The sequence below is a fragment of the Pseudomonas sp. NFIX28 genome (assembly GCF_900107395.1).
In the GTDB taxonomy this organism is placed as follows: domain Bacteria; phylum Pseudomonadota; class Gammaproteobacteria; order Pseudomonadales; family Pseudomonadaceae; genus Aquipseudomonas.
Window position 1 is genome coordinate 8634 of the sequence record NZ_FNPW01000018.1, and the last position, 17274, is coordinate 25907.

Annotated in this window: 9 protein-coding genes and 1 pseudogene; 2 read left to right on the forward strand and 8 right to left on the reverse strand. The window is 65.1% G+C overall.

What is annotated here, in order from left to right; all coding sequences use genetic code 11:
• Positions 1 to 157 precede the first annotated feature (157 nt).
• The 6 genes from BLV20_RS26560 to BLV20_RS26585 all read right to left on the reverse strand — a co-directional run bounded on the left by BLV20_RS26560 (position 158) and on the right by BLV20_RS26585 (position 8021).
• A complete protein-coding gene (locus tag BLV20_RS26560; RefSeq protein WP_092305384.1) occupies positions 158 to 622 on the reverse strand; it encodes an SRPBCC family protein in 465 nt (154 codons plus the stop codon).
• A gap of 23 nt (positions 623 to 645) precedes the next feature.
• On the reverse strand, positions 646 to 4080 hold the full coding sequence (locus BLV20_RS26565) for a non-ribosomal peptide synthetase (RefSeq protein WP_092305385.1): 3435 nt from the start codon (positions 4078 to 4080) through the stop codon (positions 646 to 648).
• Between the two features lie 15 nt (positions 4081 to 4095).
• Positions 4096 to 5025 (reverse strand): diiron oxygenase, encoded by a 930-nt coding sequence (locus BLV20_RS26570; protein ID WP_092305386.1) that lies wholly within the window; start codon positions 5023 to 5025, stop codon positions 4096 to 4098.
• On the reverse strand, positions 5022 to 5798 hold the full coding sequence (locus BLV20_RS26575) for a DUF3050 domain-containing protein (protein WP_092305387.1): 777 nt from the start codon (positions 5796 to 5798) through the stop codon (positions 5022 to 5024). Before BLV20_RS26575 ends, BLV20_RS26570 begins: the two co-directional genes overlap by 4 nt.
• Before the next feature lie 703 nt (positions 5799 to 6501).
• A complete protein-coding gene (locus BLV20_RS26580) occupies positions 6502 to 7257 on the reverse strand; it encodes a thioesterase II family protein (RefSeq protein WP_092305388.1) in 756 nt (251 codons plus the stop codon).
• A 71-nt stretch (positions 7258 to 7328) separates the two neighbouring features.
• On the reverse strand, positions 7329 to 8021 hold the full coding sequence (locus tag BLV20_RS26585; protein WP_092305389.1) for a GntR family transcriptional regulator: 693 nt from the start codon (positions 8019 to 8021) through the stop codon (positions 7329 to 7331).
• A 273-nt stretch (positions 8022 to 8294) separates the two neighbouring features.
• Between BLV20_RS26585 and lapG the strand changes: the two genes are divergently transcribed.
• Complete coding sequence (gene lapG / locus BLV20_RS26590; RefSeq protein ID WP_092305472.1) at positions 8295 to 8984, forward strand: cysteine protease LapG; 690 nt, start codon at positions 8295 to 8297, stop codon at positions 8982 to 8984.
• A gap of 14 nt (positions 8985 to 8998) precedes the next feature.
• On the forward strand, positions 8999 to 10945 hold the full coding sequence (gene lapD, locus BLV20_RS26595; protein ID WP_092305390.1) for a cyclic di-GMP receptor LapD: 1947 nt from the start codon (positions 8999 to 9001) through the stop codon (positions 10943 to 10945).
• Positions 10946 to 11007: 62 nt separating this feature from the next.
• On the opposite strand, the gene BLV20_RS26600 is transcribed toward lapD, so the two are convergent.
• Together BLV20_RS26600 and BLV20_RS26605 are read right to left on the reverse strand one after the other, a co-directional pair.
• Complete coding sequence (locus tag BLV20_RS26600) at positions 11008 to 11346, reverse strand: tryptophan synthase subunit beta (RefSeq protein ID WP_092305391.1); 339 nt, start codon at positions 11344 to 11346, stop codon at positions 11008 to 11010.
• A 147-nt stretch (positions 11347 to 11493) separates the two neighbouring features.
• Positions 11494 to 17274, reverse strand: a pseudogene (locus BLV20_RS26605) (LapA family giant adhesin); the annotation flags it as partial.

Consider the following 17274-nt stretch of genomic DNA (forward strand, 5'->3'; position numbering starts at 1 on the left):
GCTCTTCAGACCACCTCCCCACCATCGGCCTCCAGATCCCTGTAGCCGCTGCCGAAGGCTGCGATAAGGCCGCAGGCCTTCCAGCGATCCTAAAATCTGCGCCGCCTTCGGCGTCGATCGCAGCCTGCGGCAGCGGCTACGGGAGTTCGTCAGTGCCTTATTCGAACATCCTGCGCACGTTGCCCATTGCCTCATCGGCAAAGCCTTGCAGGAAACCCTGGAAGGCCGCGATGTCGGTGCCGCCTGGGGCGGGGTCGGCGATGATGCGCCAGGTGGCGCGCGCCCGTTCGCCGGGCAGGGCTTCGACGCTCATGGCCGCCCACAGGTTGCCGATGCCCAGGGTGTCGTAGATCAGGCTCCAGGTCATGTGCAGCGCCTGGTCGTCCCGTGAGTTGAGTTGCTCGATCACGATGTTGCCGTCGTGGAAGAACTTCTTGCGTACCGAGCGCACGCCTTCGCCGGTCATTTCGATGTGCGACAACGCGGGAATGAAGGCCGGGAAGCCAGCGAAGTTGCCGACGATGCGCCAAACGCTTCGGGCATCGGCGCCGATCTCGACGGCGGACACGACCTCGCAGGCGTGCGGGTTGCTGATCAAGGTATCGGGTTGCAGGTTGTTCATGGCGTTCTCCAGCGTGGGTGGGGTCAGATAAAGCGGATGTCTTTCAGGTATTGGCAGCCCTTGCGCAGCAGCGCCGGGTCCTTGGGCGGGTAGTCGGCGCCCATGCGCCGTACCCCGGCCGCGGCGTTGGCGTGGCCGATCAACGAGATATCGCCGATGTCTTCCTCGAAGCCGTTGAGGTAGAAGCCCAGGACGCCGAACAGCGCGTTGTCGCGGTCGACCCGGCCCAACTGGCGCTGCCAGTCGGCGACGCTGACCATGCGGAACTCGCGCCCGGCCTCGCGGAACGAGGCGACATAGGCCTCCCAGCTCAAGGGCTGCGGGTTGTGCAGGTTGAAGACCGCGTGGGCCGGCTGATAGCGGCTGGCGTGGAAGGCGATGAAGCGGGCGAGGAAATCCACCGGCATCAGGTCGAAGTTCATTGCCAGCCGCGGCACCTGGCCCAGTTGCAGCGAGCCCTTGAGCATCAGCATCAGGCGGTTGCGGTGGGGCTGGCAGACCCCGCTCTGGCTGTTGAAACTGATGTTGCCCGGGCGATAGAGATTGACCCACGCCCCCTGCTCGCGCGCGCGTTGCAGGACCCGCTCGCCAACCCACTTGGAGAGGTTGTAGCCGTTGCGGATGTAGATCGGCGGGGTGGCCGCCGGCGGTTGTTCGAGCACCCGGCCCTGGCCGTCGACGCTGCTGCAGGCGGAGAGGGTCGAGACGAAATTGAAGACCTTCTTGCTGCGCCCTTCGCACAGGCGCAGGCATTCGAACAGCGGCTCGACGTTGTCGCGTGCCAGCGCCGGGTAATCCAGCACGTGATTGACGTGGGCGGCGTTGTGCACCAGCGCGCCGTACTCGCGGTCGATGCGTTCGTACACATCCGCCGCCAGCCCGAGCCGTGGCTGGCTGATGTCGGCGGCATGCACCCGCACCCGGCTCAGGTCCAGATGCTCCAGGCGGTTGTCGCGCAGCGCCTGGGCGAAGCGCTCGGCGGCCGATTGCGTGGGTGTCTGCCGCACCAGGCAGGCCACCTCGCTGGCGCCCGCTTCCAGCAGCGCCTCGACAAGGTGCGCGCCGAGAAAACTGTTGGCGCCGGTGACCAGCACCTTGCGCACATCGCCCAGCTGGCTGGCCGGCAGCACCCGCAGGTCGAGTTCGGCGTTGGCATCGGCGAACACCTGCTCGAGGCAAGCGTCCGGGCCGTCGTGGGCGGCGCCGTCGATCAGGGTCGCCAGGTTGCCCAGGGTCGGCGCCTCGATAAAGCGGTTGATCGACAGGCTGCGACCGAAGCGTTCGCGGACCGCCAGCAGCAGGCGCGACAGCAGGATCGAATGGCCGCCGAGGTTGAAGAAGCTGTCGTCGGTGCCGATGTCGTCGGCCGGCAGCTCCAGCAGTTCGGCCCACAGCGCCAGCAGGCGCCGTTCATTGGCGGTTCGCGGCCGGCGCTGTTGCCCATCGCCACTTGATGGACGCGGCAGGGCCAGCAGGGCGCGACGGTCGACCTTGCCATTGGCGGTGTAGGGCATGCTCGGCAGCTCGATATAGGCGCTGGGCCGCATGTAGTCCGGCAACCGCAGTCGCGCCTGCTCGCGCAGGGCCGGCAGTGCATCGCCGGCCGCGTTCGGCTGGGCCAGGTAGGCGAGGATCCGCCGCCGATCGTCGATCACCACCGCCACCTGGCGAAACAGCTGGCTGTCGCGCAGGCAATGCTCGATCTCTTCGGGCTCGACCCGGAACCCGCGGATCTTCACCTGATTGTCCCGCCGCCCGCAGATCTCGATGCCGCTGTCGGTCCACTGGCCGATGTCCCCGCTGCGATATACCCGCAGCCGGCGCCCGTCCGGCAGGTCCAGGTTTACGTAGCGTTCGGCGCTCAGTGCCGGGTTGTTCAGGTAGCCGAGGCCGACGCCCGGCCCGGCCAGGTACAGCTCGCCGGGGGTGTGGTCGGCCAGCGGTTGCAGCTGTTCGTCGAGAATCAGCACCTGGCTGTTGGCGATCGGCAGGCCGAGGTTGCGCGGGTTGTCGTCGGCTCGCAGGCGGCGGGTGGTGGCCAGCACCGTGGTTTCCGTCGGGCCGTAGATGTTGTGCAGCGCGCATTGGCCGGCCAGGCGCCGGATGACGAAGGGCTCGCAGACGTCGCCGCCGGTCACCAGATGGCGCAGGCCCAGCGGCTGCTCCAGGGGCAGGATGCTCAGCAGCGCCGGCGGCAGGAAGGCATGGCTGAGCCGCTGGCGCTGGAGCAGGGCCAGCAGTTGCCGCGGGTCGCGCCGCTGGTCCTGGTCGGGAACCACCAGCAGGGCGCCGCAGAGGAAGGTGGGCAGGATATCCAGCAGCGAGGCGTCGAAGCCGATGGTCGAGAACTGCAGCACCCGGCTGTTTTCGTCCAGCTCGACATGGCCGATGTACCAGGCGCAGAAGTGGCTGAGGTTGCCCTGGCTGAGCAACACGCCCTTGGGCTGGCCGGTGGTGCCCGAGGTATAGATCGCCACGCAGGGCGCCTCGGGGGGCGGCGCCTGGTGCAGCAGCGGGCCGGTGTCCTCGGCGTCGTCATGCAGCAGGGGGCGCACATCGAGCTGCGCCAGCTTGAGGTCGGCCAAGTCTTCGCAGCCGTCGTGCAGCAGCAGGGCGGCACCGGCGTTGTCGAGAATGTAGCGGCGCCGCTGCGCCGGGTGCTCCGGGTCCAGCGGCAGGTACACCGCGCCACAGCCGAGGGTGGCGAGAATCGCGGCATACAGCGCCGCCGACTTGGCCAGGCACAGGCCGATCACCGGTGGTCGGTCAGGGGCTGGAGGCAGGTGTCGCAGCATCTGCCGCTGCAGGTTGCGGCTCAACTGGTGCAGGGTCTGGTAGCTGTAGTCGACGCCCTGGATGTTCAGGGCCGGGCGCTGGGCGAAGGCCAGCAGGCTGTGGTCGATGCGTTGGGCGATCGGCACCTGCATCTCGCGCAGCAAGGCCAGTGTCGGCTGTGGGTTATGCCGGTGCTCGAAAGCCAGCGAATCCAGGCGCTCCAGGCCCAGCAGCGGTTCGGCGGGCTCCTCCAGGTGCGCCAGTTGCTGGAAAAAACCGGCGCTGCGAGAGAAGCCGCTGACCAGCCGCGCAGTGCTGGCGACCAGCCTGGCCACGGCACTGCCGCGCACTGCCTGACCGTTGCCGCTGGCCTCCGGCGGCAGGTCTGCCTGTTCGATCAGCCGAGTGTTGTGGCGGTGAAACAGGCGCACCCGCGGCAACCCGGGAGCCGCTTGCGCGATCAGGGCGATACGCAATTCCAGGCGCGCGCAGCCCGGGGCAATAGCGGCTGGATCGCTCAGGCTGCCGTCGTCGATCAGCAGGTCGGGCTGCGGCCCCGTGGCGTCGGCAAGCGCCTGTGGCGAGCCCAGCCGCCGTAGCAGATGGCCGTGGCGCTCCAGCTCCAGGGCCAGTTCGCCGAGGGCCTGGCTGCGGCCCGTCAACAGAATCTCGAGGCGTCTCATGCTCGGGTCCCTCCGTTAGCGCAGGTAGTCGGCCAGTGCGTCGCGCACGCAGGCCGAATCCAGCATCGAACTGCTGCGCAAGAAGCGCAGGATGTTGGCGATCAGCGGGTGATGGCGGTTGATCGGGTAGGCCAGGGCGGCTGCCTCCTCGCGCAGCGCCTGCTTGATTGGCGCGCCGACCGGCAGTTGCTCGATCAGCCGCAAGTCGAAGTCCTTCTGAATGTCGTTGGTCAGGTACTGCGCGATGAATTCCGGCAGCACCCCGGCAATCTGCCGGCGGTCGGCGTCGCTGGCGCCGTGCCAATAGATGCGCACCAGCCGCGACCAGAAGCCCGAGTGCCGGCCTTCGTCCTGCAGGTGGTCGGCCATCAGCCCCTTGATCGACTGCTTGACCGTGTCGTCCTTGGCGAAGGCGGCGACATCGTTGGTCACGGTGTTTTCGGCGATGGCCACGCAGATCAGCTCCACCGCGTCGCGCAGGTGCCCGGGGGCGCGTTGCAGGGCGGCGGGGATGGCCCGGCTGAGCTCGATCTCGCGGGGCAGCTCGATCGGCTCGATGCCGCTCAGGGCGATGCTCTGCTGCATGAAATCCATTGCCACCAGCGCGTGGTAGTCCTCGTCCACCACCACGGTCATGGCGTCATAGCGACAGGCGAAGGGGAAGGCGATGGCGAAGCGGTTCTTGGCGATGCTACGCGCGGTCTTGTCCACCAGCTCGGTCTCGAAGATCACCACGTCGTTGATGAACTTGTAGAGGCTTTGCAACAGCACGAAATCGCGCAGGTGGGCGCAGTGCTCGAGAAAGCTCTGGCTGTGCACCAGCGGCTGGCGGCTCAGGGGGTAGATCAGCTGGTCGTCGTCCTCGAGCATGCGCCGCGGCCGGGTGCGGATGGTCGCGCGTTCTTCCCAGGTGTTGGCGAAGGATTGGTAGTCGAGGGCGTTCATACGCTCACCCCGACTGCCGATTCGGCCATGCTCAGGCGCAGCCCGTCCCACAGGGCGATACGGCTGTCCACCGCGGCAATGGCCGCGGCGTACACCTCTTGCTGGCGCCGCGGGTCGCCCTCCACCAGGCGCTGCAGCAACTGTTCGGCGGCCGGGCCATGGTCGTCGGAGTCGACCTCGATATGGCGTTGCAGGTAATACCGAAAGGTCGGCGCCTGCTCGATGCCGATGCCCCAGTCGTCGAGCAGGCGCTGGAACATCTGCGGGATCACGCTTTCCCGGCCGTGGAGGAAGGCCGCCGCGACGCAATGGGCTGGCGCCTGCATGGCGGTGTGCACGGTCTGGCGGACAAAGGCGCTGGCGGCCGGGTCGGCGTCGACGCTGTGCAGGGCGGTGTCGAAACTCACGCCTTCGCGCTGCAGCGCGACAAAGTGTTCGACGACCCGCGTGGCGGCGCCGACTTCGCGCATGGCGTCCAGGTACAGCTCGAAGTGGCTGCAATGGCCTTGCCCGGGGCGATCGTCGGACTCTTCGCCGAGCACGATCTCGTTGATCAGCCGCGCGGCGCGAGGGTCCCGCGGCGGTAGCCAGGGCAGGCGCACGCACGTCAGTTCCTGTTGCAGGCGCTTGGCCAGCGACATGAAGTCCCACACCGCGAAAACATGGGCCTGCATAAAGCGTCGAAGAACCGCAAGTGTGTTGATTTCGGCAAAAATCGGGTGAGCGCCGAGTGTGGCTTTGCGGGCGTCGAGAAGTTCTTTGCTGGCGTTCATTTTGGCTGCCCTGTCTGAGATTAAAGTGCGTTTTATTGTTCGCTTAGTTGTGGGGCGCATAGGCGTTTTAATAAGCACATCTTTGTAAGGGGCGAGCAGGGACCTCAAGCCTGAGTTGATAAGTTTGAAAGTTGTCGAGTGCTGGCCGCTCTAACCGTTAAATAACCGCTGCCTTGGCCCTGTTGGCTTTTGAAAGCCAGTGGGGCCGAGGTTTGCCGGGTGTCCGTGAGCGGGCGTTCGACGTTGCTAGAACGTTGTTGGAGAAAAAACTAATACAGGGAAAAGAGTCCGGCAAGTTGTTTTTCCAATACTTTTTAAAGTTGTATTTTCAGTGTGCGATATATTGCGGCAAAACTTCTTGTTGAAGTTTTGTTGGGGTGAAGTTGCTCCTTCCGGCTTATATAAGTCAGAATTTTTAACGTTGAGTGAATGCCTCACTCGAAGCAACCTTCGAAGCGCTGAACTGAAGTCATTGAATATCTGGGAGAAGGCATGCGGGAGCCGATTCCGGGCAAGCCTTCCAGTCGCTGGGCTCCTTGCGTAAATCGTCGGATCGTCGTGTGGCGGGCAGCCGCCGCGCCCACGTCCCTTTTTTCGCTCGGCGAGAGCAAGAGTGAGCCCAAATCGACGGCGGGGCCATCGTTGGCAGGCCATGAAGATGCCCGGCCGGGCAACACGGCGAGGTGGCCGGCGAGGCGACGGATTATTCGCCGAGCAGGCCCAGGTGAGTGTTGATGATCCGCAGCAGGCGCTGGCGCTGGGACTTGATGAAAAAGTGGTTGCCGGCCACCTCGATCAGCTCGAACTCACGGCGGGTGAACTCGCGCCAGTTGGCCATGTTGCTGGCGGGGGCCAGCGGGTCCTCGCTGCCATAGAGGGCCGTGAGGGGAATGTCGAGGCTGCCGGTCGACTGATCGCGCCAGGATTCGAACAGCTTCAGGTCGGTGCGCAGCAGCGTCTCGTAACGGTTGCGGCTGGCCTGGTCGCGGGGCATCTGGATCGGCGTGGCGCCCAGCGACAGCATGGCTTCATGAAAGGGCGTGGTGGCCAGCGCATGCAGCAGCGGCCGCGACGACGGGTGGTCGGGGCTGCGACAGGCGGAAATGAACAAGTGGCGGGTCTGGCCGGGGTATTGGGCCTGGGCGCGCTTGGCGGTTTCGTAGGCCAGCATGCCGCCCAGGCCATGGCCGAACAGGGCGTGAGGTTCGGCCAGCAGCGGTTGCAGCGCGGCAAACGTATCGAGCAGCAGCCGTGGCCAGTCGTCGAGCGGCGGCTCGGCCTGGCGGCTGCCATGGCCAGGCAGCCGGACCAACACCAGCTCGATGTGCCCGGCCAGCCCCATGGACCAATTGCGCAGCTGTTGCGGGTCCGCGCCGGTCTGCGGAAAGCAGATGAGTCGGGTTTTCGCTGGTTCGCCGGAATTGAGCACCATCAACCATTTTTCATCACGCGCTTGCACTGCTTTTCCTTAAGCCGGGGTGACGACCATCGAATGCTTGTCGTGGCCGCGTCGTGCGGCCGTTGGCGCTATCAGCCCTCGGCGGGGCGCTCGAGGTAGTTGCGAATGGCCTTCTCGGCCTTTTGCAGGTGGCCGCGCAGCACCTCCACCGCCCGCTCGACATCCTTGGCCTCGGCGGCATCGGTCATGGCGTTGTGGTCGTCCTGGGTCAGCTTGCCCAGGCCCATGGAAGATAGATGGAAACGCAGGAAGCGCTCTTCCTCGTTCAGCTCGAGCTCGATCAGGCGCAGCAGCTTCTGGTTTGGCGCGCGGTGGTACAGCGACATGTGGAAGAGGCGGTTGAGGCGGCCGATTTCGGCATGGTCGGTTTCAGTTTCCAGCTGTGCGATGTAGCTGCGGGCCTGGGCGATGTCCTCGGCGTCGAGCAGCGGGATCGACAGGCGCAGCGCCTCAAGTTCAAGCAGCAGGCGCAGGCCGTAGGTTTCCACGGCGTCATAGCCGATCAGTTCGGCGACCACCGCGCCTTTGTGCGGCACCACGTGCAACAGCGATTGCGCCTCGAGCTGGCGCAAGGCTTCGCGCACCGGCATGCGGCTGACGCCGAAAAGGTCGGCCAGGTCCTGCTGGCGCAGGGCCGTGCCGCTGGGCAGGCGGCCATCGAGAATCGCCGCGCGCAAGGTTTCCTCGATCACCGAACGCGCGAGATGGGCGGGGATTGGCCCGCTGACTGCGATCTTGCTCAAGGGCCTCGGTTTTTCTGTCACGTTAACGCTGTCCTGTTTTCTGAAGATTGGATCCAATGACGCTAGATAGCGCCCGGCAGCTTGTCAAACCAGCCGTTCGGGCCCTGCCATGGATTTGCCGGCGCTGATTCTCGGGGCAGCCCTCTTGGCACTCAAGCGCCGGCCGATAAACGAACAGGTGCCTTTATTGAGCTTAGCTTTTCCAGCGGGCGGCGATTGCAAGGTGCCATTGTCTTTTGGCGGACCAACCTGCACCATTCTTCGACCCACGACAGCTCCCATGGACTCTTCGCATTGGCGGCACGTTTAGCTCTTTCCCGGACCCTGCGCTGGCTGCTTTCGGCGCTGCTGCTGGCCGGCGTGCTGCTGGGCGGCCTGCAGGCCGATTGGGATTTTTCCCAGATCAGCCGCCGCGCCACGGCGCTGTACGGGCCGCTGGGCGAAGGGCAGAAGCGCATCGACGCCTGGCAGCAGCTGCTGGCGACCCAGAACCAGGCCAGCGAGATGGAGCAGCTCAGGGTGGTCAACCTGTTCTTCAACAAGAACGTGCGCTACGTGGAAGACACCGACCTGTGGCGCCAGGTGGACTACTGGGAAACCCCGATCGAGGCCTTGTGGAAAGGCGCCGGCGATTGCGAGGACTATGCGATCGCCAAGTATTTCAGCCTGCGCCATCTCGGGGTTTCCAGCGACAAGCTGCGTATCACCTACGTCAAGGCCCTGCGCCAGAACCGCGCGCATATGGTCTTGACCTACTATTCAAGCCCGGAGGCCATGCCGTTGGTCCTCGACAGCCTGATCGACGCCATCCAGCCGGCCAGCCAGCGTACCGACCTGCTGCCGGTGTATTCCTTCAATGCCGAGGGCCTGTGGCTGCCCGGCAAGGGCAACAAGAAGGTCGGTGACACCAAGCGCCTGTCCCGTTGGCAGGACGTGTTGAAGAAAATGCAGGCCGAAGGTTTTCCGGTCGAGACGACTCACTAGGAGCACGAGCTCAGATGTCTTTGTTCAAACAACTGTTGATCGCAATCTGTCTGTTCCTGGTGGTCGCCTTCAGCGGCAGCTTCATGGTCAGCCTGGAAAGCTCGCGGACCCAATACGTCAACCAGCTGCGCTCGCATGCCCAGGACGCGGCCACGGCGCTGGCCTTGTCCCTGACCCCGAACATCGACGACCCGGCGATGGTCGAGCTGATGGTCAGCTCGATTTTCGACAGCGGCTACTACTCGAGCATCCGCGTGGTCGACCAGGTCACCGAGCAGGTCATGGTCGAGCGCAGCGGCGCCCCCGAGGTCGGCAACGTGCCGGACTGGTTCGTCAAGCTGATCGGCCTGGAGCCGGCGGGCGGCGATGCCCTGGTCAGCCGCGGCTGGCAGCAGGCGGCGCGGGTCGAGGTGGTCAGCCACCCGATGTTCGCCGTCGCCAAGCTCTGGCAAAGCGCCCTGGGCAGCCTCGGCTGGCTGCTGCTGTGCGGCGCCGTCAGCGCGGTGCTGGGGGCCTTGCTGCTGCGGCGCCAGCTCAAGCCGCTGGACTACATGGTGCAGCAGTCCCACGCCATTGCCCGCCGCGAGTTCCTCAGCCTGCCCGAGCTGCCGCGCACGCCGGAACTGCGGCGCGTGGTGCAGGCCATGAACCAGATGGTCGAGAAGCTCAAGGCGCTGTTCCAGGAGCAGGCCGAGCGTAGCGAAAAACTGCGGGTCGAGTCCTATCAGGACAACCTGACCGGCCTGGCCAACCGTCGTTACTTCGAGATGCAGCTCAACGCCCGGGTCAGCAACCCGGAACAGGCCAGCTCCGGCTACCTGCTGTTGCTGCGGGTCAAGGACCTGGCCGGCCTGAACCAGCGCCTGGGCGGGCAACGTACCGACCAGCTGTTGCAGGCAGTGGGCGAGCAATTGCTGCGTGAATGCGCGCGGTACCCGGAAACCCACAACCTGGTGACCCGCATCCGCGGCGGCGAATTTGCCGTGCTGGCGCCGGGGCTGGTGCGCGAGGAGGCCCTGCAACTGGCGCAGAACCTGGAAAATGCGCTGGCCAGCCTGCACGCCACGGGCGCCACCGACGTGGCTTCGGTGGCCTCCATCGGCCTGGCGCCCTTCGTTCATGGCGACTCGCCGCAAGCCGTGCTGAGCCTGGGCGACCAGGCCCTGGCCCAGGCCGAGGCCCAGGGCGACACGAGCTGGGCCTGCCTGGAGCATGGCGCGGCGGCCACTGTCGGCGACGACCATCACGCCTGGCACACCCTGCTGGACGGCGCCTTGAGCCAGCAGCGGTTCGAGCTGTACTTCCAGCCGGTGGTCGCGACCCGCGATACCACGCTGGTCCTGCATTACAAGGTGCTGTCGCGCTTGCTCGACGAGCAGGGCCAGACCATTGCCGCCGGGCGCTTCCTGCCGTGGCTGGAGCGCTTTGGCTGGACCTCGCGCCTGGACCTGCTGATGCTCGAACAGGTGCTCAAGCAGATGGACCAGCATCAGGATTCGCTGGCATTGAACCTGTCGGCCGCGACCCTGGCCGACCCGCAGGCCCTGAACAAGGTGTTCGAGATCCTGCGCCAGCACTCCAGCCTGGGGCCGCGCCTGACCCTGGAGATCGGCGAAGAGCAGCTGCCTGAGCAGGCGCTGCTGGAACAGCTGACCCGACGCCTGCGCGAGTTGGGCTTCTCCCTGAGCCTGCAGCGCTTCGGCGGGCGCTTCAGCATGATCGGCAACCTGGCGCGCCTGGGCCTGGCCTACCTGAAGATCGACGGCAGCTACATCCGCGACATCGACCAGGAAAGCGACAAGCGCCTGTTTATCGAAGCGATCCAGCGCGCCGCCCACAGCATCGACCTGCCGCTGATTGCCGAGCGCGTGGAAACCGAAGGGGAATTGCAGGTGATTCGCGAGATGGGCCTGTACGGCGTCCAGGGCCGCCTGTTCGGCGAGCCCGCTCCCTGGCGCTGAGGCCCTGAACGAAAATCGCCGGCCACCGGCTCCCGCGAGAGGAGCCGATGGCCGGCGACAAGTCAGATCAGGCCGGTTTCGTCGTCGTTGATCAGATGGCTCAGGCCGCCCAGCGCCTCACGCGCCTGGGTGCGGTCCATCAGCTTGGCCTGGGCCGCCGGCGGCAGGTCGGTGACGCGAATCACGCCCTTGCTGGTCAGCACCTGAATCAAGTCGTCGAGTACCCGGATCATTTCCAGGTCGCTCTGCTTGAGCTGTTTCAGGCTGACTTCCACCACCTCGTTGGCGTACCACTGCTGGATCTCATTGTTGTCGGCCGGCAGCGTTTCCGTGGCCTCGGCGTAAGGGGCGGGCTCCACGCGAACCAGCTGGCCCTGTGCATCGCGTTGCACGTAGAACATGGGAAATCCCTCTAGAAATGGTCCGGCTTCATGCTGTCAGCAGCATAGGCCAACGGCGCGCTTTGGTCGCGAGTATGCGACGTGGCGGCAAAATCGTCACGGTGGGAAGAACCGGCCACCCAGGGCGGGTGGCCGGTCGGCCGTGGATCAGCTGTTGTTGTGGTCGATCTTGATGGTCGGGTCGCTACCGGCGATCAACGAGTTGATGTTGGTATTGGACCAGTTGTTGCCTTCCAGCTTGATCGTCACATCGGCGTTGGCGATGCCGCCCGCCGCGTTGAGCTTGCCTTCGGAGCTGACCTGCAGGGTCGAGGTACCGTCCACCGTGGTGATCTTCAGGAAGTTGTCGATGGTGCTGGCGCTTTCGCCCTGCAACAGGTCCCGCAGGTCGATACGGTCGCCTTCGCTGGCCTTGAAGTCCTTGATCACATCGTTGCCGGTGTCGCCGGCCTTCCACACGAAGGTGTCGGCACCCGAACCGCCGACCAGGATGTCATTGCCCGAACCGCCGATCAGCGTGTCGTTGCCGGTGCCGCCCAGCAGGATGTCGTTGCCCTTGCCACCGTCGAGCAGGTCGTTGCCGCCCTGGCCGAAGATGATGTCGTTGCCGGCACCGCCCAGCAGGGTATCGGCGCCGTCATTGGCACCGGACACATCGAAGTCGGCGTAGTGCTCGGTGACGTACTGGTGCACGTTGCTGGTGGTGACCTTGCTGGCCTCGACCCCGGTTTGCTGGGCGACGTAGGCCTGCATGGCCTGGTAGCCCTCGCCGGCGATGCCGTTGAAGCTCACCAGGTCGCCGAAGATGATGTCGTTGCCGTTGCCGCCGTTGACCGTGTCGGCTCCCGGCATCGTCGCCTCGGTGTGGCCGAGGATGGCGTTGGCCAGGTCCGACGGGTCGATGTTGCTCTGCGGCTTGCCATCGCTGTCGTAGGGCTTCAGGTCGTTGAGGCTGACGTCGTTGTTCAGGCCGATCGCTTCCACCTGCGACAGATTGCTCAGCAGGGTGAAGCTGCTGGTGGAATTGCTGGTGGTGGCGTTGTTGGTGTAGCTGCCTGCACCGCCCAGGCTGGACAGCTCATAGGTGCCATCGCCCTGGGCGTGCAGGGTGCCGGCGTTGTAACTGGACCAACTGCCCCAGGCCTGCGTCCATACCGTGACGCTGCCGCTGCTGTTGATATCGATCAGGTGCGTGCTGTCCGGTTGCAGCCGGACGGTGTCGCCCAGCTGGTAATTGCTGGTGGTGATCACACTGTCGAGCCTGACGTTGCCGTACAGCGTCGGGTTGGTCTGCTCGCCGGACTGGTAGAACGTCGGTTTGCCGTCGGTAATGAAGTACGTCAGGTTGGTGGCGTTGGTATTGCTGGTGGCCGTATTGCTCTGGAAGAAGTTGGCCGTGGTCTTGAACACGTCTTCGTAGTTGGTGCCGCCGCCGGACGCCATGCTGTCCAGCACCGCCTTGAGCTGGGTCAGGGCGTTCGGATCGTTCAGGTTCACCGAGACCTGCTTGTTGACCTGGGTATCGAAGTCCGCCAGGAAGATGTTCACGGTGCCCGAGGTGCTGGCGCCGAGGCTGTTCTTCAGCGAGTTGAACACGGTGGTCAGCGAGTTCTTGGCCGCAGTGAGCGAGGCGTCGCTCATGCTGCCGGAGCTGTCGACCATGAACGCGATGTTGTAGTTCTTGCCCTGCACCACGTTCAGGCCGGCAACGTCGGCGACCATGATGTCGTTGCCCTCGGTGCCGACGAAGTTGTCGTCGGCCGCCGTGGCGACGCTGGCGCTGTAGGTCGCCGGGTAGACCGTGACCGGGATCTGCGCGGTGCTGCTGGCCGAACCGCCCAGGGATTCGGTGGACGTCGAGGTCACGGTCAGGTTGAACGAGCCGTTGTAGTGCGACGGCGGGGTAAGGGTCAGCGTACCCAGGTTCCAGCCGGTGACATTGACTTCGCCGACGCTGGCGCTGGCGGTGAAGGTATGACCGGCACCGTCGCTGAGCACCGAGCCCGCCGGGATGCCGCCGATCTTCACGCTCAGGCTTTCCGAACCGTCGGTATCGGTCAGGGCGGTGGTGATCTTCGACAGCTTGACGCTGCCGCCCTCGGCCCCTTCGTTGAGCTTGTAGCCGTCGTAGTAGCCTTCGCCGTTGCTGCCATGCAGCTCGGAAAGGGTCACGCCGGCGTTGTTCAGCGCGGTTTCGCTCGGGTACATCGGGATGTTGGCGCTGCTCAGGTCGACCGGCGTGCTGCCATTGACCGACAGGTTGACGTCATAGCTGCCCGGGCCGCTCTGGTTGGCGTGGTAGATGTCCAGGGTGTAGTAGCCGCTGGCGGTCGGAGTGAACGAACCGCTGATGCCGCCGCCGGCGCCCCAGGTCGCGCTGGCCACGTTCTTGCCGCCGATGGTGATCAGCAGGCTGTCGTCGCCGGTACCGCTAAAACTGTAGGTCTTGCCGGCTTCCAGGTAGATCAGGCCGGACGTTTTCGAGCCGCTGCCGCCGGTCACGCTGGCGTCGGACTGGGCGTTGGTCACCGTCGTGCTGCTGTTCGGGTTGCCGGAGTTGTTGAACACGTTTTTCAGCGCATCGCCGGTGATGCCGTTGCCGTTGGTGCCCAGGCCGCTGAGGCTGCTCCAGGATTCCTTGAGCAAGCCGATGGAGTTCACGCTGTTGCTCGCCACGCCCAGGGTCGGCGCATCGGCCACCGGAGTGATGTCGATCTTCACGGTGCCGGTGTTGCCCAGGACCTGGCCGTCGGTTGGCTGGAACTTGATCTGCGCGTAGTCGGCCTGCTGGTTGCCCACGCCGCTGCCGTTGTAGCCGTCGACACCCGATTCGTTGGCATCGGGGGTGAAGCGCAGCTTGCCGGCATCGATATCGGCCTTGCTGAAGGTCTGGTTGCTGGCCACATCCTTCCAGGTCGAGCCGTCGAGGTATTGCAGCTTGCCGTCGCCCGGCAGCTGGGTGATTTTCACCCCGAGGCTGGTCGCGGGGCTGTCGACGTCGCTGACGCCGAAGGTGGCCCAGGTCAGGGTCAGGGCGGTGTCTTCGGTGCCGGTCACGGCGCCGCCGGTGGCCACTGGCGCGTCGTTCACCGCCACCACGTTGACCGTGGTGGTGGCGACGTTGGAGTAATTGCCGCCGTCGGTCACGGTCACGGTGATGGTCCGTGGCGTGGTGCTCGGGTCCTCACTGTTGTTGGTGAAGGTGATGTTCTTGATCTGCTGCATGTAGTCGGCCAGCGTCGCATTGCCTGACAGGGTCAGGGTGATGGTGCCCGCCTGGCTGTTGGCGTTGATGCTGATGCCATTGACGCTGTTGCCCAGGTTCAGCGAGTCGCCCGGCTGACGGTTGGTCAGCACGATGGTGGCGCCAGTCAGCATGGTGCTGTCCGGGTCGGTGATGCTCAGGTCGGTGTCGGCGATCGACACGCCCGCGCCCGGGGTGTTTTCGGTGAAGGTCACCTTGTAGTCGGCACCGCTGGCGCCACTGGAGTTGTTGGCATCCAGGTCGAGGACCGGTGGCGCGTCGTTGTCGATGATCGAGGTGGTGACGCTGCCGTTGGTGCCGCTGACTACCAGGCTCTCGAAGTTGCCGCCGGTGGCCGAGTCGATCTTGACCACGAAGTTTTCCGTGCCCTCGGTGACCTTGTCGTCCAGGGTGGCGACGTTGAAGCTGGCGCTGCTGGCGCCGGCCGGGATCTTCACGGTGTACACGCCGGTGAAGTCCGAACCGTCGGCGGCGGTGCCGCTGTAGCTGATCTTCAAGGTGACTTCGGTTTGCGCCGGGCTGGTCAGGCTGACGGTGTAGGTCGCGGCCTGGCCTTCGGTGACCGAGGTGCTGCCGTTGATGCTCACCGTGGTGGTATTGAGCGTGTCGGTGACGCTGGTCACCGCCGGCGTGGTGCTTGGCACCAGATTCTCGAAATTGCCGCCGCTGGTGCTGGCGATGCTGGCGCTGACATTGCCGGCGTCGATGTACACATCGTCGGCCGGCGCGGCCACGGTCACGGTGCCGGTTGTCGCACCGGCGGCGATAGTGATCACCGCGCCGTTGCTCAGGGTCACCGTCATCGGCGTGCCGGCGGCGTTGCTCAGGGTAGCGGTGTAGACGATAGAACCGCCTTCGGCCACGGTGCTGGTCGCAGTCAACGACAGGCTGGTGGTGTCCGGGGTATCGGTCACCGAGGTGTTGGCCGGATTGTTGTCGATCGCCAGTTTTTCGTAGTTGCCGCCGGTGGCATTGGTGATGGTGGTGCTCAGCGAGCTGCCACCGGCCAGGGCATCGTTCGGTGCTACGAAGTTCACGGTACCGCTGCTGGCGCCGACCGGGATGGTGATGGTCTGGCCGTTGGACAATGTGACGACCACTGGCGAGCCAGTGACCGGAGCCGTTACGGAAGCGGTGTAAACCACGGTACCGCCTTCGGCCACGTTCGAAGTCGCGGTGAGGCTGACGGTCGAGGTGTCGATGGTATCGGTGACGCTGGTCACCGCTGGCGTGGTGCTTGGAACGAGGTTCTCGAAGTTACCGCCGGTGGCGGTCTGGATCGTGGCCTGCACGGTGCCGGCGTCTTTGTAGACGTCGTCACTCGGCGCGGCCACGGTCACGGAGCCGGTAGTAGCACCGGCGGCGATGGTGATTACTGCACCGTTGTTCAGGGTGACGGTCACTGGCGTGCCGGCGGCGTTGGTCAGCGTCGCGGTGTAGACGATCGAACCGCCTTCGGCCACGGTGCTGGTCGCAGTCAACGACAGGCTGGTGGTGTCCGGGGTATCGGTCACCGAGGTGTTGGCCGGATTGCTGTCGATCGCCAGTTTTTCGTAGTTGCCACCGGTGGCGTTGGTGATGGTGGTGCTCAGCGAGCTACCACCGGCCAGGGCGTCATTCGGTGCTACGAAATTCACGGTACCGCTGCTGGCGCCGACCGGGATGGTGATGGTCTGGCCGTTGGACAAGGTTACGACCACTGGCGAGCCAGTGACCGGAGCCGTTACGGAAGCGGTGTAAACCACGGTGCCGCCTTCGGCCACGTTCGAAGTCGCGGTGAGGCTGACGGTCGAGGTGTCGATGGTATCGGTGATGCTCGTCACCGCCGGGGTGGTGCTCGGAACCAGGTTCTCGAAGTTACCGCCGGTGGCGGTCTGGATCGTGGCCTGCACGGTGCCGGCATCTTTGTAGACGTCATCGGCTGGAGCCGCAACGGTGACGGTGCCAGTGGTAGCGCCGGCGGCGATGGTGATTACTGCGCCGTTGCTGAGGGTTATGGTCACCGGAGTGCCGGCGGCGTTGGTCAGCGTCGCGGTGTAGACGATCGAACCGCCTTCAGCGACGGTGTCTGTCGCTGTCAGGCTCAGGGCGGTGGTGTCTGGGGTATCGGTGACCGACGTTTCAGCCGGCTTGCCGTCAACGTCCAGTTTCTCGTAGTTGCCGCCGGTAGCACCGGTGATGGTGGTGCTCAGGGAACTGCCACCCGCTAGGGCGTCGTTCGGTGCGGTGAAGTTCACGGTGCCGGAAGACTCACCGACCGGAATGGTGATGGTTTGGCCGTTGGACAGGGTTACGACTACTGGCGAGCCGGTCACTGGAGCAGTGACGGAGGCGGTGTAAACCACGGTGCCGCCTTCGGCCACGTTCGAAGTCGCGGTGAGGCTGACGGTCGAGGTGTCGATGGTATCGGTCACATCGGTGACAGCTGGAGTCGTGCTCGGAACCAGGCTCTCAAAGTTGCCGCCCGCTGCATCCTGGATGCTGACTTCAACCTTGCCGGCGTCTTTGTAGACGTCATCGCTCGGCGCGGCCACGGTCACGGAACCGGTAGTGGCGCCGGCGGCAATAGTAATCACCGCACCGTTGCTCAGAGTGACGGTGACTGGCGTGCCGGCGGCGTTGGTCAGCGTCGCGGTGTAAACAATCGAGCCGCCTTCAGCGAC